Origin of the sequence: Priestia filamentosa (assembly GCF_900177535.1) — a bacterium.
GTDB classification, from domain to species: domain Bacteria; phylum Bacillota; class Bacilli; order Bacillales; family Bacillaceae_H; genus Bacillus_I; species Bacillus_I filamentosa.
In genome coordinates this window covers 738,704-761,642 of record NZ_FXAJ01000001.1, presented here as the reverse complement: position 1 = coordinate 761,642, position 22,939 = coordinate 738,704, and the positions used below count along the sequence as shown (strand labels likewise).

General features: G+C 39.6%; 20 protein-coding genes. All 20 read right to left on the bottom strand.

The annotated features are described in order from the left end of the window. Positions 1–22: 22 nt before the first annotated feature. Positions 23–1,066: an aspartate-semialdehyde dehydrogenase gene (gene asd / locus B9N79_RS04040; protein WP_019391867.1), complete on the bottom strand. Its 1,044-nt coding sequence runs from the start codon at positions 1,064–1,066 to the stop codon at positions 23–25. 186 nt (positions 1,067–1,252) lie between these two features. After that, complete coding sequence (locus tag B9N79_RS04035) at positions 1,253–1,849, bottom strand: dipicolinate synthase subunit B (protein WP_019391866.1); 597 nt, start codon at positions 1,847–1,849, stop codon at positions 1,253–1,255. Further along, positions 1,846–2,748 (bottom strand): dipicolinic acid synthetase subunit A, encoded by a 903-nt coding sequence (dpaA, locus tag B9N79_RS04030; protein WP_019391865.1) that lies wholly within the window; start codon positions 2,746–2,748, stop codon positions 1,846–1,848. The genes B9N79_RS04035 and dpaA overlap by 4 nt, the downstream gene beginning before the upstream one ends. A gap of 113 nt (positions 2,749–2,861) precedes the next feature. Next, positions 2,862–3,128 (bottom strand): YlmC/YmxH family sporulation protein, encoded by a 267-nt coding sequence (locus B9N79_RS04025; RefSeq protein ID WP_019391864.1) that lies wholly within the window; start codon positions 3,126–3,128, stop codon positions 2,862–2,864. Between the two features lie 69 nt (positions 3,129–3,197). Continuing rightward, entirely contained in the window at positions 3,198–4,436 is a 1,239-nt protein-coding gene (locus B9N79_RS04020; protein ID WP_040056637.1) for a M16 family metallopeptidase, read from the bottom strand. A gap of 13 nt (positions 4,437–4,449) precedes the next feature. Beyond that, positions 4,450–5,439: a polysaccharide deacetylase family protein gene (locus tag B9N79_RS04015; protein WP_040056638.1), complete on the bottom strand. Its 990-nt coding sequence runs from the start codon at positions 5,437–5,439 to the stop codon at positions 4,450–4,452. A 129-nt stretch (positions 5,440–5,568) separates the two neighbouring features. Further along, positions 5,569–7,689, bottom strand: a complete 2,121-nt coding sequence (pnp, locus tag B9N79_RS04010) for a polyribonucleotide nucleotidyltransferase (RefSeq protein ID WP_040056639.1) — start codon at positions 7,687–7,689, stop codon at positions 5,569–5,571. A 152-nt stretch (positions 7,690–7,841) separates the two neighbouring features. Then, positions 7,842–8,111, bottom strand: a complete 270-nt coding sequence (gene rpsO / locus B9N79_RS04005; RefSeq protein ID WP_019391860.1) for a 30S ribosomal protein S15 — start codon at positions 8,109–8,111, stop codon at positions 7,842–7,844. 137 nt (positions 8,112–8,248) lie between these two features. After that, complete coding sequence (ribF, locus tag B9N79_RS04000) at positions 8,249–9,205, bottom strand: bifunctional riboflavin kinase/FAD synthetase (RefSeq protein WP_048896865.1); 957 nt, start codon at positions 9,203–9,205, stop codon at positions 8,249–8,251. A gap of 28 nt (positions 9,206–9,233) precedes the next feature. Beyond that, positions 9,234–10,142, bottom strand: a complete 909-nt coding sequence (gene truB / locus B9N79_RS03995; RefSeq protein WP_040056641.1) for a tRNA pseudouridine(55) synthase TruB — start codon at positions 10,140–10,142, stop codon at positions 9,234–9,236. A 62-nt stretch (positions 10,143–10,204) separates the two neighbouring features. Beyond that, positions 10,205–10,564 carry a 30S ribosome-binding factor RbfA gene (rbfA, locus tag B9N79_RS03990; RefSeq protein ID WP_019391857.1) on the bottom strand — a complete coding sequence of 120 codons (360 nt, stop codon included), beginning with the start codon at positions 10,562–10,564 and terminating at the stop codon, positions 10,205–10,207. 17 nt (positions 10,565–10,581) lie between these two features. Further along, complete coding sequence (locus tag B9N79_RS03985; RefSeq protein ID WP_040056642.1) at positions 10,582–10,860, bottom strand: DUF503 domain-containing protein; 279 nt, start codon at positions 10,858–10,860, stop codon at positions 10,582–10,584. After that, positions 10,857–12,923 (bottom strand): translation initiation factor IF-2, encoded by a 2,067-nt coding sequence (gene infB, locus B9N79_RS03980; RefSeq protein ID WP_040056643.1) that lies wholly within the window; start codon positions 12,921–12,923, stop codon positions 10,857–10,859. The genes B9N79_RS03985 and infB overlap by 4 nt, the downstream gene beginning before the upstream one ends. Before the next feature lie 20 nt (positions 12,924–12,943). Beyond that, a complete protein-coding gene (locus B9N79_RS03975; protein WP_019391854.1) occupies positions 12,944–13,246 on the bottom strand; it encodes a YlxQ family RNA-binding protein in 303 nt (100 codons plus the stop codon). Then, positions 13,243–13,524: an RNase P modulator RnpM gene (gene rnpM, locus B9N79_RS03970; protein WP_019391853.1), complete on the bottom strand. Its 282-nt coding sequence runs from the start codon at positions 13,522–13,524 to the stop codon at positions 13,243–13,245. Before rnpM ends, B9N79_RS03975 begins: the two co-directional genes overlap by 4 nt. A gap of 15 nt (positions 13,525–13,539) precedes the next feature. After that, positions 13,540–14,649, bottom strand: a complete 1,110-nt coding sequence (gene nusA, locus B9N79_RS03965) for a transcription termination factor NusA (protein ID WP_019391852.1) — start codon at positions 14,647–14,649, stop codon at positions 13,540–13,542. Positions 14,650–14,689: 40 nt separating this feature from the next. Beyond that, positions 14,690–15,160 (bottom strand): ribosome maturation factor RimP, encoded by a 471-nt coding sequence (gene rimP / locus B9N79_RS03960; protein WP_019391851.1) that lies wholly within the window; start codon positions 15,158–15,160, stop codon positions 14,690–14,692. A 317-nt stretch (positions 15,161–15,477) separates the two neighbouring features. Beyond that, positions 15,478–19,791, bottom strand: a complete 4,314-nt coding sequence (locus B9N79_RS03955) for a PolC-type DNA polymerase III (RefSeq protein ID WP_040056644.1) — start codon at positions 19,789–19,791, stop codon at positions 15,478–15,480. Positions 19,792–19,887: 96 nt separating this feature from the next. Further along, a complete protein-coding gene (locus B9N79_RS03950; protein WP_040056645.1) occupies positions 19,888–21,585 on the bottom strand; it encodes a proline--tRNA ligase in 1,698 nt (565 codons plus the stop codon). A gap of 85 nt (positions 21,586–21,670) precedes the next feature. Continuing rightward, positions 21,671–22,936 (bottom strand): RIP metalloprotease RseP, encoded by a 1,266-nt coding sequence (gene rseP, locus B9N79_RS03945; RefSeq protein WP_019391848.1) that lies wholly within the window; start codon positions 22,934–22,936, stop codon positions 21,671–21,673. Positions 22,937–22,939: the final 3 nt, after the last annotated feature.

The following is a 22,939-nucleotide window of genomic DNA, read 5'->3' as shown; positions in this document are numbered from 1 at the left end:
CATAACGTTGACAATCCTGTTGTTATTTAACAAGGTTCAATTTTATCAAAGATTCAGCGATTTGGACAGAATTCCATGCCGCTCCTTTTAACAAGTTATCAGAAACAACCCAAAGATGGAAGCCGCGAGCTTCATCCAAATCTTGGCGGATACGTCCAACGAAGACGTCATTCTTGCCAACGCAATCAGCAGGCATTGGGTATACTTGATTTGCAGGATCATCTTGAAGCGTAACGCCTGGTGCATCCTGTAAAAGAGCTTTTAAGTCTGAGACTGTTACATCGCTATTGTCAATTTCAATATATACAGATTCAGCATGACCTGTTGCAACTGGCAAACGTACGCAAGTAGCTGCTACAGATAGATCTTTCATATGCATAATTTTCTTTGTTTCGTTAATCATTTTCATTTCCTCAAACGTAAAGCCGTTGTCTTGGAATTTATCAATTTGTGGCACTGCATTAAAAGCAATTTGATAATGTTTTTTATCGCTTTTTACCGGTAATACAGACGGTGTAAACTCTTTTCCTTCTAAAATAGCTTTTGTTTGCTCGTGAAGCTCATCAACAGCAGCAGCTCCAGCACCTGAAACAGCTTGGTATGTTGAAACAATAACTTTATTTAAACCGTATTTTTCACGAATTGGTTCTAGTGCAACAAGCATTTGAATTGTTGAACAGTTCGGATTCGCAATAATTCCGTTATGTTCTTTTAAGTCTTCCTCATTCACTTCAGGCACAACTAAAGGCACGTTTTCGTCCATGCGAAACGCACTTGTATTATCAACGACAATTGCTCCATGTTTTACAGCGTGAGGCGCTAACTCTTGTGAGACGCTTCCACCTGCGCTAAATAGGGCAATATCAATACCTTTGAAGCTATCTGGTGTTGCTTCTTGAACTGTCAGCTCTTCACCTTTGAACGTTACTTTTTTTCCAGCAGATCGTGCTGAAGAAAGAAGCGTTAATGTCTCAATTGGAAAATTGCGCTCCTCTAATGTTTTGATCATTTGCTGTCCAACAGCTCCTGTTGCTCCTACAACTGCTACTTGTAAATTTCTTGCCATGATAATCTCCCTCCAACCATTCTTCTACTGCTATTTCTGTTTATTAGAAAATACTGATGGTTTAACTATTTTATTGTACTATCTTATCATACTATGCTATGAAAGGATAAAGGAATTTTTCTCATAATTTCAAAAACAAGCAATAGGGCCCCTATACTTTTATTTCGTATAGGCACCCGATGAGATTTACTCGTCTCTGAATCTTTCAACAATAACAGGTTGAAGCTGACGTCCTTCAATCGCTAGCATAACTGTTTCTGTAAGAAGACTCATACGTGCTACCATTGAGTTTGGTTTCTTTTCAGGATCATCTTGCCCAAAGGGGATGAAATAAAGATTGCGGCTCGCCATAAGCCTCATTAAGTTGACCCCATTTAATCCAAGAGCATCGTTTGTAGAAATCCCAAGCACAACAGGCCCGTTGTTTCTCATCGTTGCTTTTGCAGCCATTAGAACAGGGGAATCTGTCATTGCATTTGCAAGCTTGCTCATTGTGTTACCTGTAATTGGAGCTACTACCATACAATCCAGCGGAATTTTTGGCCCTAACGGCTCTGCTCCAACAATTGAGTTGATTGCTTTATTCCCTGTAATCTCTTCGATGCGCTTCACCCAATCTTCGCCTTTTCCAAATCGGGTTGTTGTATGCTCCACAGTATGAGAAACAACAGGGAGAACTTCAGCTCCTAGTTCTACAAGCTTCTCAATTTGGGGCATAACTGCTTCGTACGTACAGTGTGATCCTGTTAAACCAAATCCGATTTTCTTTCCTTTTAATGTCATGATGTGCTCTCTCCTCTCTTTTGTGCATCTTCCATTAGAAGCTGTGAAAGAACATTAGCAACAATCTTACCGGCGGTTTTTGGAGCAACTATCCCCGGAAGTCCTGGAGTGAGCATCGCTTTGATGCCGCGCTTCTCTGCATAGCGAAAATCTGTTCCACCTGGTTTGGAAGCCAAGTCAATAATAAGGCTATGTGAAGGCATTTTTGAAATTGCTCCCGCTGTTAAAACAGGATAAGGAATCGTGTTGATGCAAATATCCACATTGCTCATCTCAGTTTCAAGATTTGAAAGGTGAAAAGGAGTGAGCCCCATTTCAGATACGCGTGCTAAATGCTCAGAGCGCCTTGCCCCAACTTTTACTTTTGCTCCTAAAACACCAAAAGATCTCGCAACACTCATCCCTACACGCCCAAGCCCCAAAACAGCAACATTGGAATTATGAATGGTGAAATCCGTATGTTGGATAACAAGCATAATAGCTCCTTCAACAGTAGGAATAGAGTTATAAATCGCAATATCATCACGTTCAAAAAGCTGAACAAGCTCTCTGCCTGCACTTTTTGTAATCGCGTTCAAATAATCATTACTAATCCCTGAATAGAGCTTACAGTGTTCTTTTGTTTCTTTTAAGATATCCTCTGTTAAAATAACTTTCTCATTTGAGAAAATTGTTTCAACTTGCCCTTCCAGATTTGTGCCTGGAACAGGTAAAACAATTGCATCAACGTCTTCAAACGCTACTTCATGAAGCTGATATTTCGTTGCACCTGTAAAGCCGTGGTCAAGCTGATCAAAACCAACGAGCGATACTTTTGCATCAAACTCAATTAGCTTACGGATGACCTCAAGCTGCCTTGCATCACCACCAATGACCGCTACATGTACATCTGTTAACATCCCTCATTCACCTTCTTTAAACAATAGTCCCCGCTCACTAGAGCAGCTTCCTCTTATCTCTTAAACAGTTTATGTTAGAGGTATGAAAGAGGTGAATCATAAAAAAAAGCATCCTACTTTTCAGTAGGATGCTTTTGCCCATGAATTGTATCAATATCAACCATAATCATATCTGTACCGATTTTTTCGATATGACTCCACGGCACGCGAGTTTCGTAATTTTGTCTTTTTAAACTAAACCACTTTCCAGTTGAAATGAGTAAGGCTTTAATTTCGCCTGTTTCTTCGTCAATCTCTAGGTCTGTTTGTCCAAGCAGACCTAGGCGTTCCGCTTTCTTCATATCAACAATTTCTTTTCCACTCAGTTCACTTAATCTCACACGCATTCTCCTCTTTTCTCTTCTTTATTCTATATATAAGAAGAGACAACACGAAACATGCTTATTAATTTACTGAAGTGCTTTTGGAAGCTCACCTTTTGGTCCAATTAAAGAAAGAGATGTTGTGCCGCCAAAGATATCCCCAGCAAGCTGAAGGACTTTTTTATGATTCACTTCATCTACTGCCTGAATAATATCGTCTAATGAGCGATGTTTGCGGAGCATAAGCTCGTTCTTACCATTACGACTCATACGACTGTTTGTGCTTTCTAAGCTTAGCATTAGGTTTCCTTTTAATTGCTCTTTGCTGTTTTCTAGCTCTTTATCTGTAATGCCGTTTTCTTTTATATCATTTAACGTATCTTGAATTGTTTCATAAAGAACATCAAGCTGATGGCCGCCTGTACCGCCATAGATTGTTAAAAGACCGCTATCACGGAACGAAGAATGATAAGAGAAAATAGAATACGCAAGACCGCGCTTTTCACGAACTTCCTGGAATAAACGACTGCTCATACTACCGCCTAGTACATTGTTTAAGACAATTAAATTGTATGTATCGCGATGTCCAATCGGCAATCCGTTGTATCCTAGGCAAAGGTGAACTTGCTCTGTGTCTTTTTGACGAAGGATACGCTCCCCATGAAATTCTGGTGCTTTGTAAGAAATTTCATCTTTTCCACCTTCGAACGTCCCAAAGTATTCTTCAATTTTCTTAATGAAACTCTCATCAACATTTCCTGCAACAGAGACAACCACATTTTCAGGAATATACGTTTCTTTCATATAGTTGCGAAGTGTATCTCCTGTAAACGTGTTCAACATCTCTTCTTCTCCAAGAATCGGATAACCGAGCGCATGATTTCCGTAAGATGCTTTACCTAATAAATCATGAACAATGTCATCAGGTGTATCTTCATACATTTTAATTTCTTCAAGCACAACATTTTTCTCGCGCTTTAGTTCTTCTTCATCGAACACAGAATTAAAGAACATATCTGCTAAAACATCAAGAGCTTTATCTGCATGATCATCAAGAACTTTTGCATAAAAGCACGTATACTCTTTTGACGTAAATGCGTTCACTTGCCCGCCAATACGATCAAAGCTTTCCGCGATTTCACGCGCGCTTCTCGTTTTTGTTCCTTTAAAAAACATGTGTTCTAAAAAGTGAGAAACGCCGTTAAGCTCCTTCGTTTCATTACGTGATCCCGTTCCAATCCAAATACCAAGCGCAACGGAACGCACCGTTGGGATATTTTCTAATACAATTCTTAGTCCATTTTTACACGTATGTTTAACAACCAAAACATGACCTCCTCTAGTGCTCATTCTTCATTTTTTTATTTTGTAGCTGCTCTGTTTTAATTGGTCTTTCTTCATTAAGGAGTGTTGAAACATCTCTAACGTCATACCCTTTTTCCTTCACTTCGCGTATGAGGCGATCAAGAGATGAAGCCGTTGATTTTGTGGGATGCATTAACACGATAGCACCAGGATGAACTTTTTCCATCACCCGAGAAACAAGAACGTCCTCACTTGGTTTTTGCCAATCAATTGTATCAACGCTCCACATAATTGTATGCATATCAAGATCATGAGCAATTTTTACCACATCATCGCGATAGCTTCCGCTCGGTGGAGCAAAAAGTTTCACTTCACGGTCTGTTACCGATTCTATCACATCGTTTGTTTTCGTCAATTCTTCCTTGATTCGTTCATTGCTTAAAGTTTTCATGTCTGGATGTGAATAGGAATGATTTCCAATCTCTTGCCCTGCATCAACAATCATTTTAGCCATCTCCGTATTTTCCTTTGCCCAGCGTCCTTCAAGGAAAAAAGTTGCTTTGACCCGATGCTTTTTTAATACTTCTAACATTGTTGGAATATATTCATTCCCCCATGCTACATTCACCGCGAAAGCAACAGTTGGTTTATCAGGGTGCCCTCTATAAATGGGATAAGCCCCAAGGTCTTCCAAATGGACTTTCGGCGCATTTTGCTTATAGATGAGCTTGTTTTCGTCAAACTCACCTTTTTTCTTCATATTTCGGTAAGAAGCATCAACATCAACCTCTAAACCATTATATCCAGGTGTCAGCTTCCATACAGGATCAATTTTAGCATCCTGTGGAGCTCGTTCATACTTTTCTGCTTTCTCCTCAATCTCTTCATAGAGCGCATCTTTTACAGCCCCTGCAAAATGAATTTCCCTTGGCATATAAACTGTATAATGTGTTGTATTGTATGTAATAGCTAAAAGAATACAAAAAACAATAAATGGCATAAAACGAAGCAATTGCTTTTTCATTATCTTCCCCCCTCTTCACAAAATTATGTAAAAGAAGGACAAGGTAGAACTAACACCACTTATCATTTCATAAAAAGAAGCTGGGTTCTCCCAGCTTGTTCTTTTGCATTCTTCAGCTTTCAATCTTTATTAAGACTGCGCTTCTTTTTCCTTCTCTTTTTCTTCACGAAGGATCACTTTACGTGATAAGTTAACGCGTCCTTGTTTATCAATTTCAATAACACGAACTAGAATTTCATCGCCAATTGCTAGGACGTCTTCCACTTTTCCGATACGCTCTTCCGCGATTTCAGAAATGTGCACAAGACCGTCTTTCCCAGGGAATAGCTCAACAAATGCTCCAAATTTCTCGATGCGTTTTACTTTTCCTAAATACGTTTGGCCTTTTTCAACTTCACGCACAAGGTCTTCGATAATTTTCTTTGCATTTTTGTTCATATCTTCCTCTGTAGAAGAAATAAAGATTGTACCGTCTTGCTCAATATCAATTTTAACGCCTGTTTCTTCAATGATTTTATTGATTTGTTTACCGCTTGGTCCAATAACGTCGCGGATCTTATCAGGGTTAATTGTCATTGTTAAGATTTTCGGTGCATATCTAGATAGATTTTGACGTGGGTCCTCAATCGTGCTTAGCATATGTTCTAGAATTTGCATGCGGCCGCGTTTTGCTTGCTCTAATGCTTCTTCTAAAATTTCACGAGATAAACCTTCGATTTTAATGTCCATTTGAAGTGCTGTAACACCTTTAGCTGTTCCAGCTACTTTAAAGTCCATATCTCCTAAATGGTCTTCCATTCCTTGAATGTCTGTTAATACAGAATAGTGCTCGCCAGACTTGATAAGTCCCATTGCAATCCCAGCTACAGGGGCTTTGATTGGCACACCAGCATCCATCATTGCAAGCGTACTTGCACAAATACTTGCTTGTGATGTTGAACCATTTGATTCCAATACTTCAGAAACAAGACGAATCGTATATGGGAAGTCTTTTTCAGATGGAATAACAGGCTCTAACGCACGCTCTCCAAGAGCTCCGTGACCAATTTCTCGACGACCAGGTCCACGAATTGGACGTGTTTCACCAACGCTGAACGAAGGGAAATTATAATGATGCATAAAGCGCTTAGATTCTTCAATTCCAAGACCATCTAAAATTTGCACATCACCAAGTGCTCCTAACGTACAAATGCTTAATGCTTGCGTTTGTCCACGCGTAAACAGCCCTGAACCATGCGTACGAGGAAGCTTGCTAACCTCAGAAGAAAGTGGACGAATTTCGTCTACGTTACGACCATCCGGGCGCACTTTTTCTTCTGTAATAAGGCGGCGCACTTCTGTTTTCACCATTTTGCTTAAAATTTCTTTTACTTGTGAAATGGTGCTTTCATCCGCTTCTTTTTCTTCAAACTTCTCAACTACGCTGTTTTTCACTGCTGTAATTGCTTCTTCACGCGCATGCTTTTCTTGAACTTGAATTGCTGGAATCAAGTCTGCTTCAGCAAGCTCGCGCACTTCCTCTTGAAGTTCTTCATCTAGTGTATGAAGCTTTACTTCCATTTTCTCTTTTCCAACTGCTGCAACGATTTCTTCTTGGAATGCAACTAATGTCTTAATATGCTCATGTCCAAACATAATGGCTTCAAGCATGATTTCTTCAGGCACTTCATTAGCTCCTGCTTCTACCATGTTAATAGCATCCTTTGTTCCCGCAACAGTTAATTCAATATCACTTTTCTCTAACTCTTCAACTGTTGGGTTTAGAACAAACTCTCCGTCAATACGACCAACAATAACACCAGCAATTGGTCCTTCAAACGGAATGTCTGAAACAGATAAAGAAAGAGATGAACCAAACATTGCCGCAACTTCTGATGAGCAATTTTGCTCAACGCTCATAACAATGCTAATAACTTGTACTTCATTACGGAAACCATCAGCAAAAAGCGGACGAATTGGTCGGTCGATAAGACGACTTGTTAAAATCGCTTTTTCACTTGGACGACCTTCACGCTTAATAAATCCTCCTGGAATCTTCCCTACTGCGTATAAACGCTCTTCATAGTTTACTGTTAATGGGAAGAAATCAACGTCTTTCGGTTCTTTAGACGCTGTTGCTGTACTTAGTATTACTGTATCTCCATAACGAACTAAAGCAGCTCCGTTTGCTTGCTTTGCAAGCTGACCAACTTCAACAGTCAATTTTCGGCCTGCTAATTCGATCGAAAACTCGCGTTTTTCTTGTTCCATTCTTTGTACTCCTCTCTGAATGCATGCACTATTTGCTGTTTATACTTATTAGTATAGACGAAAGCATTAAATCCATAACTTTTTATGTAAAACAACGACTCACAATAATTGTACATACGAAAAAAGCGGGAGCATTCTCCCGCTTTCTACTATTATCGACGTAAACCAAGCTTGTTAATTAACTCACGGTAGCGAGTAATGTCATTGTTACGTAGGTAGTTAAGTAAGTTACGACGTTTACCTACCATTTTTAATAGACCACGACGTGAATGGTGATCTTTCTTGTGTGTACGTAAATGATCATTTAAGTTTGTAATTTGCTCAGTTAGGACAGCAATTTGAACTTCTGGTGATCCTGTGTCAGTATCATGAGTTTTGTACTCAGCAATAAGTTCATTCTTGCGCTCTTGTGTGATAGCCATCCTATTCACCTCCTCTTAATAATCCCCAATTCCCTAGCAATACGTTGGTGAATCGTAATGCCAAGCAATGGTTAATTTCTGTTCAATGTTCATATTACTATTTTTCGCCTAGAATTGCAAGGATTCTAATGAAAGTTTTATGCGTCGCTCTTCAAGGAAGCAAAATAAGCTGCTGCTTCTCGTTTATCTTGATTGATTTGAGAGACAAGGGCTTCGATGCCAGAAAACTTTCGCTCTTTTCGAATAAGCTTATGCCATTTTACAACGACTTTTTCATTGTAAATCATGTTCTTGAAGTCAAAGATATGCACTTCAATTGTTGGCTTCTCTGGCTTTTTATCGTGAAATGTCGGCTTATAGCCAATGTTGCACACACCTTCATAGAACTGACCATTAATGCCAAGCTCAACAGCATAAACGCCTGTTCGAGGAATAATATAACCGTCAACTTCTCCAACGTTTGCTGTTGGAAACCCGATCTCTCTTCCTCGTTTTTCGCCATGTACAACTCGACCTGTTATCGTGTAGCATCTTCCAAGAAGCTTTTGGATATTTTCGACTCTTCCTTCTTGTAAGAACTTCCGAATAAGTGTTGAACTTACCTTTTCACCTTCGTCCTCAAGCTTTTCCACAACAGTGTACTCACATTTATCCTTTGCGTGCTCTTTCATTGTCTCCATTGTACCACTTCCAAACTTTCCATATGAAAAATCAAAGCCGGCTACAACGTGCTTGACATTTAAGTTTACAATATATTGTTCAACAAACTCTTCTGGATTCAAGTTAGAAAAGTCACGATCAAAGCGAACAACGTAAAGAAAATCAATGCCGCGTTCTTTAAGCAAACGTGCTTTTTCTTCAAGCGGCGTTATCATATCAACGTGTGCTGCTTTCTTCCCTAATACAACAGAAGGGTGAGGGTCAAAGGTCATCACGGCACTTTTCACCCCAAGCTCATCAGCAATACGCTTTGCAGTCATAATTACTTTTTGATGTCCTAAATGCATGCCATCAAAGTATCCTAACGCCATTGAAAGCGGTGGAAGTTGTTCACGCACTAGGTGATGTGGATGTTGCAGATGTATGATTTCCAAAACACAATTCACCTTTTTCTACCTTAGATTAAGAAATGTCAATAATTTTTGCGGGTTTTATTTTACCTTCTTTTGTTTCATGATGTTTATAAAGAGCAAGAAGCTTCCCCTCTTCGTTCAAAACGAGCCAAAGGGGTGTATCTATGCTAATTTCTTCAGGTCTTGATAAAACCGCTCCGTTTTTCACTTTCTTTGCTAATGTATCATTTATCGTCCATTTCGGCAAATGAGAAAGAGCTTTTTCAATGCTTAGGAAGTATTTATCTACCGTTCCTTCTTCGGCAGCCTTGCTCAGCTCTTCTAATGTCACACAGTCCTCTTCTGTGAAAGCTCCAGATCCAATGCGGCGCAAATAGGACATATGCGCTGGATAACCAAGCGCTTCCCCCATCATAACCGCAAGCGTTCTCACATACGTTCCTTTACTACATGTAACACGAAAACGCACAGTTGGAAACGCTCCTGTCAAGTTTTCTTCAATGATCTCTAATTTTTCAATTGTTACTTCTCTGCTTGGTCTTTCAACCGTTTCTCCATTTCTTGCATATTCGTAAAGACGTTTGCCGTTTACTTTTACAGCAGAATACATAGGTGGAGTTTGAACGATTGTGCCTGTTAAGCTTTCAAAAACCATTTCAATTCTCTCTTTTGTAAATGTTTCTGTTACTTCCCGTTCTTCGACAACCTCTCCCCACGCATCTTCCGTTGTTGTAGAACGCCCAAACGTTACTTCTCCTTCATATGTTTTAGATGAAGCTGTTAAATATTCCACAACTTTTGTTGCACGCCCAACGCACATTGGCAGTACGCCTGTTACTTCAGGATCGAGCGTACCTGTATGGCCGATTTTTTTCGTTCGCAATATTTTGCGGAGTTTAAACACACAGTCATGTGACGTCATGCCTTTTGGTTTATCAATAACAATAATCCCTTCCACGTCCACTACTCCTTTTACTCAAAAAATAAAGCCTGCCGCTTGGGCAGGCTTCTCATCATTATTTATTCATGATCATCTTTACGGTCTCTGTGAAGCTCGCCAATTAGTGTTTCAATGCGATTTCCGTAATCGATTGACTCATCAAATTCAAAAAGAATTTCAGGAGTTTTACGAAGGCGAATACGCTGGCCAATCTCGCTGCGGATAAATCCTTTTGCTTTTGCAAGACCTTTTAGCGTATTTTGCTTTTGTTCTTCATCACCAAGCACTGAAATGTACACTTTTGCTTGCTGAAGATCCCCTGTAACTTGAACATCTGTTACCGTTACAAATCCAATACGCGGATCTTTAATCTTCCGGCTAATGATGTCACTCATTTCTTTTTTCATTTGTTCACCAATTCTAGTTGGTCTGAGTTTCATAAAATTTCACCTCGTTTTTATAACCACTCAATATTTGTGAGCGTTCTTTCTATCTCTGGAAACGAGTCTACAAACTCTAAAAGCTTGTAGAGCTCCCTTTCCGATATGTTTTTAGCAGATGAAATGGTCACGATACCAATCGACGTTCGTTGCCAAACATCCTGATGATCAATTTCGGCTATTGATACGTTGAACTTACCTTTAATACGAGTTATAATGCGCTGCAAAACAGCTCGCTTCTCCTTAAGAGAAGCGGCATCATAAATTATCGCCTCAAATGTTAAGTATCCTATCACTTACGCTCAATTTCCTCCATTACGTACGCTTCAATAACATCGCCTTCTTTGATATCATTAAAGTTTTTCACCGTAATACCGCACTCATATCCTTGTGCAACTTCTTTCGCATCGTCTTTGAAACGTTTAAGAGCGTCTAACTCTCCTTCAAAGATAACAATGCCATCACGGATGACACGTACACCGCTGTCGCGTACGATTTTACCGTCTGTTACATAGCTTCCTGCGATTGTTCCAACTTTTGATACTTTGAACGTTTGACGAACTTCCGCTTGTCCGATTACTTTTTCTTCGTACTCAGGATCAAGCATTCCTTTCATCGCTGCTTCAATTTCTTCAATCGCTTTGTAGATAATACGGTGAAGACGGATATCAACATTTTCTGCGTCTGCAGTACGTTTTGCGTTAGCATCAGGACGAACGTTAAATCCAATAACAATAGCATTTGAAGCTGTTGCTAATACGATATCTGATTCGTTGATTGCTCCTACACCAGTATGAATGATGCGAACATTTACACCTTCAACATCAATCTTTTGAAGTGATGCTGCGACAGCTTCAACAGAACCTTGTACATCTGCTTTTACAATAATATTAAGATCTTTCATTTCACCTTGCTTGATTTGTTCGAATAAATCATCAAGGCTTACGCGTGATTTTTCGCTTCGCTGTGCTTCAAGCTGTTTTGTTGCACGAGCTTCCCCAATTTGACGCGCTTTCTTCTCATCTTCAAATACCATAAAGCGATCACCCGCTTGTGGTACATCATTAAGACCTGTAATTTCAACAGGTGTAGAAGGACCCGCTACTTTTACGCGACGACCTAAATCATTCACCATTGCACGAACGCGACCGAACGTGTTTCCGACAACAATCGGATCCCCAACATGAAGCGTACCGTTTTGAACAAGAAGTGTTGCAACACTTCCGCGCCCTTTATCAAGCTCTGCTTCAACAACAGTACCTAATGCACGGCGTTTTGGATTTGCTTTTAACTCTTCCACTTCTGTAACAAGAACGATCATTTCTAAAAGATTGTCAATTCCTTCTCCAGATAGAGCAGATAAGTGACAGAAGATTGTGTCCCCGCCCCATGCTTCAGATACAAGCTCATGCTCTGTTAGCTCTTGCATCACGCGGTCTGGGTTTGCTCCTTCTTTATCCATTTTATTCACGGCAACAATAATTGGCACTCCAGCAGCTTTAGCATGGTTAATAGCTTCAACTGTTTGTGGCATAACACCATCATCTGCTGCAACAACAAGAATTGTAATATCTGTTACTTGTGCACCACGAGCACGCATTGTTGTAAACGCGGCGTGTCCAGGTGTATCAAGGAACGTAATTTTCTTGCCTTGTGCTTCAATTTGATATGCACCGATATGCTGTGTGATTCCACCAGCTTCGCCTGCTGTTACTTTTGTATTACGGATTGAGTCAAGAAGCGTTGTTTTACCATGGTCAACGTGTCCCATGATTGTTACAACTGCAGGACGTTCTACTAGATCCTCTTCATTATCTTCGATTTCAAGCGTTTCAAATTCTGCTTCATTGATAATAATTTCTTCTTCTACTTCAACACCGTAGTCTGCTCCAATTAGCTCAATTGCATCTTTATCAAGCACTTGGTTGATTGTTGCCATAACACCAAGCCCAAAAAGCTTTTTAATGATTTCAGATGGCTCACGATGAAGCTTCTTAGCAAGCTCAGCAACTGACAAGCTTTCTTGGAACGTAATTTTTTCAGGAAGTGGCTTTGGAGCCGCTTTTTGCTGTGGTGCATGTGATTGCTGATGATTTGGCTTCTTACCTTTTTTCCCTTTATTGCCTTTATTAAACTGATTTTGTCCACCTTGTTTCTTATTATCTGGACGTTTGTTACGGGAATCTCCTTGATTGCCTGTGTTCTTTGCGAACTTTTTGTTTAATTCTGTTTCTGCCTTAGGCTCAATTGTAGCCATATGGTTTGATACTTCAATATTCATTTCTTTTAGTTTATCGATAACGTTTTTACTTGAGACATTGTGTTTTTTAGCATATTCATAAACACGAATTTTACTCATAAACTTCACCCCCACAAAAATTAATCAAGCAGCGTTTTCATCTTTTTCGCAAACCCAGCATCTGTTATGCCAACAACAACGCGGCTATCTTTCCCAATTGCTTTTCCTAAGAGGAACCGGTCCTCAACAAGCTTGACTGGAACGCTATAGTAGCTGCATTTGTCCATAACTTTCTTTGCGGTGTTTGCTGATGCATCGCGAGATAATATAACAAGACTAATTGCATTTCTGCGCACGTCTTTAATTACAAGCTCTTCACCAGAAATTACTTTTCGCGCTCGATTAGCTAACCCTAAAAATGATTGCCATTGTTCTTGATTCAACTGCGCTTCTCCTTTTGAGCAAGCTCTAATAGTTCGCTGTAAACTTCCTCAGGTACTTCAGCTTTTAGATGTGTACCAAGCAAATTTTTCTTTTGAGCTAATAACACAGCATCTTCATCTTTTGAAATGTAAGCGCCACGCCCGTTTTTTTTGCCTGTTACATCAAGCTCTACGTTTCCTTCCGTTGTTCTTACAACTCGAACGAGCTCTTTTTTTGGAAGCATTGTTTGCGTTGCTACGCATTTTCTCATTGGTACTTTTCTTTTATTACTAGACATCTATCTTAACACCTCTTATTCCATCTCAGAATGGTCTAAGTCAAATGCTTCTGGAGAAGATGGCTCCTCTTTTGTTACTAAAATGCCTTCAGCTTCTGCTTCTGATTGGCTCTTAATATCGATTTTCCAGTTTGTTAGCTTCGCTGCTAAACGAGCATTTTGCCCGCGTTTTCCAATTGCTAAAGAAAGCTGATAATCCGGTACAATGACCGTTGTTGCTTTGTCGCCTTCATTCACAAGAACTTCAAGCACTTTAGCAGGACTTAGTGCGTTTGCTACAAATTCCACTGGATCTTCTGACCAGCGAACAATATCAATTTTTTCGCCTTTTAATTCGTTTACAACTGCTTGTACACGCTGCCCTTTTGGACCTACACATGAGCCAACTGGATCGATTTCATCATACTCAGCATGAACAGAGATTTTTGAACGATCTCCAGCTTCACGCGCAACTGAGCGAATTTCAACAGCACCATCATAAATTTCAGGCACTTCTTTTTCAAACAGGCGTTTTAAGAGACCTGGATGTGTACGAGACACATAAATTTGTGGACCTTTTGTTGTACGCTCCACTTTTGTTACGTATACTTTAATACGATCATGTGGATGATATTGCTCGTTCGGCATTTGTTCATTTACAGGAAGAAGAGCTTCAATTTTACCTAAGCTTACATAAATAAAGCGAGAATCTTGGCGCTGTACAATTCCCGTCATAATATCTTCTTCACGGTCAATGAATTCAGAATAAATAACGCCACGCTCTGCTTCACGCACGCGCTGTGTTACGACTTGTTTCGCTGTTTGAGCTGCGATGCGTCCAAAGTCTTTTGGCGTTACTTCCATTTCTACAACATCGTCAATTTCGAAGTTTGGATTTACTTGTTTTGCTTCTTCAAGTGAAATCTCAAGACGTGGATCAAAAACTGCGTCTACAACGTCTTTACGAGCAAAAACGCGCATTGTTCCTTTTTCAAGGTTTAAATCAACACGCACGTTTTGAGCTTGGTTGAAATTTCGTTTATAAGCTGAAATTAATGCGGCTTCAATTGCCTCAATAATCACATTTTTACTAATACCTTTTTCTTTTTCAAGAACTTCTAAAGCATCTAATAGATCGATACTCATGGTAAACCTGGTCCCCCTTTTTCAATTATCGCATTCCCCATTAGAAAGTAACAGCCAAGCGAGCTTGTGCTACTTTTTCATATGGAATTTCGATTTCTTTCACTCTTGTTTTGATTTTGATAAGGAGGGTAATATACTCTCCATCAAAGCTTTTTAACTCACCTTCGAATTCTTTTGAATCTTCGATCGGCTCGTATGTTTTGACATAAACGTTTTTGCCAATATTTTTTTCAAAGTCATCTGCTTTTTTAAGCGGACGCTCTGCTCCTGGCGAAGAGACTTCTAAAAAGTAGTTGTGGGTAATTGGATCAAGCTCATCCATTTTTTCGCTAAGACGCTCGCTGACAACGCCACAATCTTCAATGTCTACGCCTTTCTCAGAGTCAATAAACACTCGCAAAAACCAGTCTTTTCCTTCTTTCACATATTCAACGTCCACTAGTTCAAGTCCTAAGTCTTCAAGAATAGGTGTCGCAAGCTGTTCTACGATTTCTGTCACTTTCTCACCCATCATATTCCTCCTTTTAAAAGAGACCGTTGTTCAAGTTTAATCTTTTTTCCTACCCAAGTCATGCGGTATGCTCTTATAGTTTTACAATTGTAAGGATAAAAATTCCCTGCTTACATAAGAAAGCAGGGATAAAAAACAAGTACATAATCATCGTGCTTGTTACTAACCATAAAATCACGAAATGAATAGAAAACTTATCCAACGTCTATCCAATAATAAAGAGTGGGTTTCCCCACTCTTTTACGACCGTTATGTCTAGCATTACCATACCTACTATACCATAACCATAATTTTGTTGCAAACCCACTAATCACAACTTAAAACAGTGAAAGCTGGTTTTGGTCTGGCAGTGATTCTAAGCAGCCGTGGTTGTCTAAATACTCAAGAATTGTTTTAGATACACGACCTCTTTGCTGAAGATCTTCTTTTGACAAGAATTCTCCATCTTCGCGTGCTTTTACAATATTAAGTGCAGCATTTGTACCAAGACCCGGAATCGAGTTGAACGGTGGAATAAGCGACGTACCGTCAATAACGAACTCTGAGGCGCTTGATCGATAAAGATCGACTTTTTGGAAAGAGAAGCCACGTTCACACATCTCAAGTGAAATTTCTAACACCGTTAGTAAGTTTTTCTCTTTCGGTGATGCTTCAAGTCCTTTAGCTAAAATTTCTTCAATTTTTGCTTTGATTGCTGCAGATCCCTTAATCATCGTATCAATATCAAAATCATCAGCACGAACAGTAAAGTATGTTGCGTAATAAAGAATAGGATGATGCACTTTGAAATACGCAATACGAACAGCCATTAGAACGTATGCAGCTGCATGGGCTTTCGGGAACATGTACTTAATTTTTTTACATGAATCAACATACCAGTCAGGTACGCCATTTTTTGCCATTTCCTCTTCCCACTCATCTTGAAGACCTTTTCCTTTACGTACAAACTCCATAATTTTGAATGCAAGCGATGGATCTAGTCCTTGATAAATGAGATACACCATAATATCATCACGACATCCAATTACTTCACTTAGCGTACATACGTTATTATGAATAAGCTCTTGTGCATTTCCAAGCCATACGTCCGTTCCGTGAGAAAGGCCTGAGATTTGGACAAGCTCAGAGAAAGTAGTTGGCTTTGTATCTTCAAGCATTTGCCGAACGAATCTTGTCCCAAACTCAGGAATGCCAAGCGTTCCGGTTTTACACATAATTTGCTCTGACGTTACACCGAGCGATTCTGTACCGCTAAAGATTTTCATAACTTCAGGATCATCTGTTGGAATCGTTTTTGGATCAATGCCGCTTAAATCTTGAAGCATACGAATAGCAGTTGGATCATCGTGTCCGAGAATATCAAGCTTTAACACGTTATCGTGAATAGAATGGAAGTCAAAGTGAGTTGTTTTCCATTCTGAATTTCGATCGTCTGCCGGAAATTGAACTGGCGAAAAATCGTAAATATCCATATAATCTGGAACAACAATAATTCCTCCTGGATGCTGACCTGTTGTTCGTTTTACGCCCGTACAACCCGCAACAAGACGATCAACTTCCGCTCCTCTATAGTGGATATCATGATCTCCTGCATAACCTTTTACATATCCATATGCCGTTTTTTCAGCAACTGTACCAATCGTTCCTGCTCTATATACGTAATCTTCACCGAAAAGCTCTTTTGTATAGTTATGGGCTTTTGGCTGATATTCTCCTGAGAAGTTCAAATCGATATCAGGGACCTTATCTCCTTTAAATCCAAGGAAGGTTTCAAACGGAATATCATGGCCGTCTTTTGTATACGGAATATTACATTTTGGACAGTCTTTATCAGGTAAATCAAACCCAGATCCAACAGATCCGTCATCAAAGAACTCAGATGTTTGACACTGTGGACAAACATAGTGCGGTGGCAGTGGATTCACTTCGGTAATTTCGGTCATCGTTGCGACAAAGGATGAGCCAACAGATCCACGGGAACCTACAAGATATCCATCGTTCAACGATTTTTTAACAAGCTTATGTGAGATAAGATAAATTACGGCGAATCCATGCCCAATAATACTTTTTAATTCTTTCTCAAGACGAGCTTCTACAATTTCTGGAAGGTCCTCTCCGTAGATGGAACGAGCTCTGTCATAACTCATTTTTTTCATCTCATCTTCGGCACCTTCAATTTTGGGTGTATATAAGTCGTCTTTAATTGGCTTGACTTCTTCAATTAAATCGGCCACTTTTTGGGTGTTTGTGACTACAATTTCTTTCGCCTTTTCTTCACCAAGGAAAGAAAAGCAGTCAAGCATTTCGTTTGTAGAACGGAAATGCACATCAGGAAGCTCATGACGATTTAACGGATTTGCTCCACCTTGAGAGCTGATTAAAATTTTACGATAAATTTTGTCTTCTGGATTTAGATAGTGAACGTTCCCTGTTGCCACAACTGTTTTGCCAAGTTTTTCACCAATTTTGACGATATTTGAAATAATCTCAAGCAGCGCTTTTTCTGTATGAACCAAATCAAGCTCAATTAAATGCTTGTAGTTGCTTGGCGGCTGCACTTCAATATAATCATAAAACTCTGCTGCTTTTTCCACTTCTTCTGCGGATTTTTGCATCATTGCCTCAAAAACTTCACCTTTATCACAGGCAGTTCCTACGAGTATACCTTCTCGATATTTCTCCAATTTTGAGCGCGGAATACGCGGTACGCGGTAAAAATACTCTAAGTGTGCAATGGATACAAGCTTAAATAGGTTTTTTAATCCTGTGGCATTTTGCGCTAATAGCACCGCATGATATGGACGTGCTCTTTGATAAGCATTTCCTTGCCCCATATAATCGTTAAGCTGATGATGTGATATTATTTCTTTTTCAATTGCTTCTTTTAAAAGTCTTACAAGAATATATCCTGTTGCTTCAGCATCATAGATTGCTCTATGGTGCTGAACGAGCTCAACGTCAAACTTTTTCGCAAGCGTATTTAAACGATGATTCTTCATTGTCGGGTAAAGCAAACGGGCAAGTTCAAGCGTATCTATTACAGGATTTTGTGCTTTACCAAGTCCAATGCGACCAAATCCCATATTTAAGAAGCCCATATCAAAACTTGCGTTATGTGCAACAAGAATATCATCGCCAATCCATTCATGAAAATCTTTTAATACATCTTCTATTTCCGGGGCATTTTCAACCATATCATCAGTAATTCCCGTTAATTCAATCGTTGTTGCTGAAAGAGGATGATGTGGATTTGCAAAACGCTCAAACTTATCAATGATTTCACCTTCACGCATTTTAACGGCTGCAAGCTCAATGATTTTATCGTATGTTGCTGAAAGCCCTGTTGTTTCAACGTCAAAAACAATATATGTTTCAGAAGCTAAATCCCGTTTTTGCGGATTATACGCAATCGGCACCCCATCATCTACAAGATTTACTTCAACCCCGTAAATCATCTTTAAGCCATTTTTCTTTGCTGCTCCATATGCCTCTGGAAATGATTGAGCAACAGCATGGTCCGTTACAGCGATTGCTTTATGACCCCATTTTGCTGCTTGTTGTACAAGTGAGCTAATAGACGTGACAGCATCCATTTGGCTCATTGGCGTATGAAGATGAAGCTCAACGCGCTTTTCATCTTCCCCTGCTGTATCTTGACGTTCCCTAGCAGGAATTTCATTTACATCGTTTCCAATCATAACAAGATCGCGTACAAACGTATCGTTCTGCACGCTACCGCGCACTTTTAACCACATACCTTTTTTAAGAGACTGAAACATTGGTACATCTTCTTTATCACGTGAAAACATCTTCACAAGAATCGAATCTGTGTAGTCTGTAATTTTGAAAGTAAGAAGCGTACGACCGCTGCGTAGCTCTTTTGTTTCAGCATGAAACACATACCCTTGAATTGTAATACGTTTTTCCTCATCAATAATTTGGCTAATTGAAACAGGATCGTCTTTAATTGTATAACCAAGTGTAAGCGGACCTGAAATAGCTCCTCCTTCACTCTCGCGCTGTTCTGCTTTTGCCTTCATTTCAGTTAAAGCTGCAAGAGCCTTTTGCTCGTCTTCTTGCTTTTTCTTTTCTACGAACTCATCATATTCTTTCTTCGCTTCAACAACGTCTGTCTCAATTTGAAAAGCAGGAAAGCCGTAAGTTGTATATTGAGCTGACAAAAGCTCTCCATATTTCCGTTTTAATGCTGCAGCTTCAGCAACATTTCGTCCGTGAAGACAAAGCTTACGTCCTTGTACTTTTGGATGCTGTTCATTTAATAGAGAAAGAAACATAGGTGAAATTCCTTGAAGCTCACTTAAACAGTGGTTCCAATAATTTTTCACTTCTTCATCTTCATATTCTTCATTTTTCGCTTTGATTGTAAAAGAAGTTGTCGCAATATGTGAAAACTGTTTGTTCATTCTCATTAGTAGTTCATTATATATATTAAATGGTAAAACACGATTAAGCACAAACTGAAAGTGCCAGCGCTTTTGTTCTTTGTGAACTGTAACTTTTTCAAGCTCTCCGCCCTCAAAATAACGGACAATCATATCATCCGTAAGCTCAAGCTGCTGAAGAAGAATGGAAAAGCGTTCACGCTGTTTTATCACTGCTTCTTCGCTCATTTTTCCCCTCCGTTATTTTTATTCGATTTCTATTTTAGCATAAAGAAAGGCACCTTTTCTTCAAAAGGCACCTTCCTTTTCTTTCTTTAAAAATTCTTATTGTTCAAGAAGTTTTTCAATAAGCTCTGGAATCTCCTCTACTTTTGCTTCAAAAGATTCACCTGTTTTACGTACTTTCACTTCAACAATACCTTCGCCAGCTTGTTTACCAACCGTAACGCGGATTGGTAGACCAATAAGATCAGAGTCAGCGAATTTTACGCCAGCTCTCTCTGCACGATCATCATACAGAACTTCATAACCTTGATCTTGAAGTGTGTTGTAAAGAGCTGAAGCCACTTCTGTTTGCTCTTCTTTTTTCACGTTAACTGCAATAACATGAACATCATATGGAGCAACTTGTTTTGGCCATACTAAACCATTTTCATCATTATACTGCTCTGCAATAGCTGCCATTGTACGAGACACTCCGATACCATAGCATCCCATAATCATTGGCTGTGCTCGTCCATTTTCATCAAGGAACGTACCGTTCATTGCTTCACTATAACGTGTTCCAAGTTTAAAGACGTGCCCAACTTCAATTCCACGAGCAAATTGAATGATTCCTTCTCCATCTGGAGAAGCATCTCCTTCTTGAATAAAGCGAAGGTCTGCATAGTCTGCTTGGAAATCGCGACCTGGGTTTACTCCTGTAAAATGGAAGCCGTCTTCATTAGCCCCACATACACCGTTAACAATATACTCAACAGCATTATCAGCAATTACTTTTACATTCTTCACATTGATTGGTCCAACTGAACCAACTTCACATTGAATGATATCTTTTACTTCGTTTGCAGGAGCGAGCATAATATCTTTTGCTTCAAGATAGTTTTTCACTTTAATGTCGTTGATTTCGTGATCGCCACGTGCCAATACAAGCACATACTCTTCATCAACTTTAAAAAGAAGAGATTTAATGCATTTTTCTTTTTCAATGTTCAATGCTTTTGATACATCTTCAATTGTTTTGCTGTCTGGTGTTGCTACTTTTTCAAGTTCGGCAGCATCTTCTGAACTTTTTTCATAATTAGCAACAACAGGAGCCATTTCGATGTTTGCTGCGAAATCAGATGTGTCTGAGTACGCAATTGTATCTTCACCAATGTCTGATAACACCATGAATTCATGCGTATCTTTACCACCCATTGCTCCAGAATCTGCGATTACGGCACGGAAGTCTAGACCACAGCGTGAAAAGATGCGACGATATCCTTCAAACATGTCTTCGTATGTTTTATCTAAGCTTTCTTTAGTTGCATGAAATGAGTAGGCATCTTTCATAATAAATTCACGGCCTCGTAAAAGACCAAAGCGTGGACGCTTCTCATCGCGGAATTTCGTTTGAATTTGGTACACATTTAACGGAAGTTTTTTGTATGATTTTACTTCATCGCGAAGCAAGCTTGTCACAACTTCTTCATGTGTTGGTCCTAGAGCAAACTCACGACTATGACGATCGTTAAAACGCATAAGTTCAGGGCCATAAGAACTCCAGCGTCCTGATTCTTGCCAAAGTTCAGCAAGCTGAAGTGTTGGCATTAGCATTTCTGATGAACCTGCTCTGTCCATTTCTTCACGAACAATTTTTTCTACTTTTGCAAGCACGCGCTTACCAAGAGGTAAAATGCTGTAAATACCACTTGCATTTTGTCTCATAAATCCTGCACGAATTAAAAGCTGGTGACTTCTAATTTCAGCATCTGCTGGCACTTCACGCAGCGTTGGGATAAACATTGCACTTTGTTTCATGGTTTCTCCACCTTTATCCATAATCAATTAAAAAATATGAGAAGCGGCGTCCTTTTTGTTCAAAAAGGAAACGCCGCTTTTTATCTTATTGTACAAAAAAGCGTTGAATATCGTTCCATGTGACGACAAGCATAAGGAGCATCAGAAGCGCAAATCCAATAAAGTGGACAATACCTTCTTTTTGGCGATCAATTGGTTTTCCTCTTAACGCTTCAACTAAGAAGAACAGAAGACGTCCTCCATCAAGAGCCGGCAGCGGTAAAAGGTTCACAATTCCAAGGTTAATGCTCAGTGCAGCAGCCCATTTCATCAAGTAGTAGAATCCTGACTGTGCGACCTGTTCTGTTGAAACATAAATTCCAACTGGTCCTGAAAGCATATCAATTGAGAACTGTCCTGTCACTAGTTTTCCAAGTGTTAGAACGATTTCTTTCGTCCATGTTAGCGTTTCAGTTACACCGTTGGCAATCGCACCGAAAAAGGATTTTTCAACAGGCTGATAAACGCCAATAACCCCTACTGTTTCCTCGCCTCTTTTTTCACTTTTTGGTGTAACGTTAATTTCTTCGGCCTGCCCATTACGTTCCACATCAAACGTTACTTCTTCCCCAGGATGTTTTACGACTTTACTTACAACGTCTGTCCATGACGATACACTTTCCCCGTCAATTGCTTTTACAACGTCACCTTCTTGTAAGCCTGCTTCTTGGGCAGCTCCATCTGATGTGATTTCTCCCATAATTGGTTTATCTACCGTGTAGCCTTGAAAAACGCCGATAATCGCAAAAAGAAAGAAAGCAAGCACAAAGTTCATCATTGGACCAGCAAAAATGGCCATTGCACGCTGTCCAAGCGTTTTCGAACCAAACTGACGCTTGTACGGGGCAATTTGTACTTCTTCTCCGTCATTAACGAAAAACGATGTATCACTAACGGTAAAGCGCTCCAGACGACCTTCTTCTGAAGAAGCTTCATATCCTTCTACAAACATTTTATGTTCTAAGTCAATACGTTCAACTTCAACGACCGTTGCATCTGGATGCTCGTCTTTATTGTTAATAATGATTTTATTAACCTCGTCTTTATCATTGAACTTTAGTCCAATCATTTGACCTGGTTTTACTTCAATCATTTCTGGATCTTCTCCAGCCATGCGGACAAACCCACCAAGTGGCAAGAGACGAATTGTATATACAGTTTCATTCTTCGTGAATGAAAAAACTTTTGGACCGAAGCCAATGGCAAATTCGCGGCAAAGAATGCCAGCACGTTTTGCAAAAATAAGATGCCCTAGCTCGTGAACAAAAACTAGTAACCCAAAAATGAGTACAAACGCTATAGGTGTCGGCAAAAG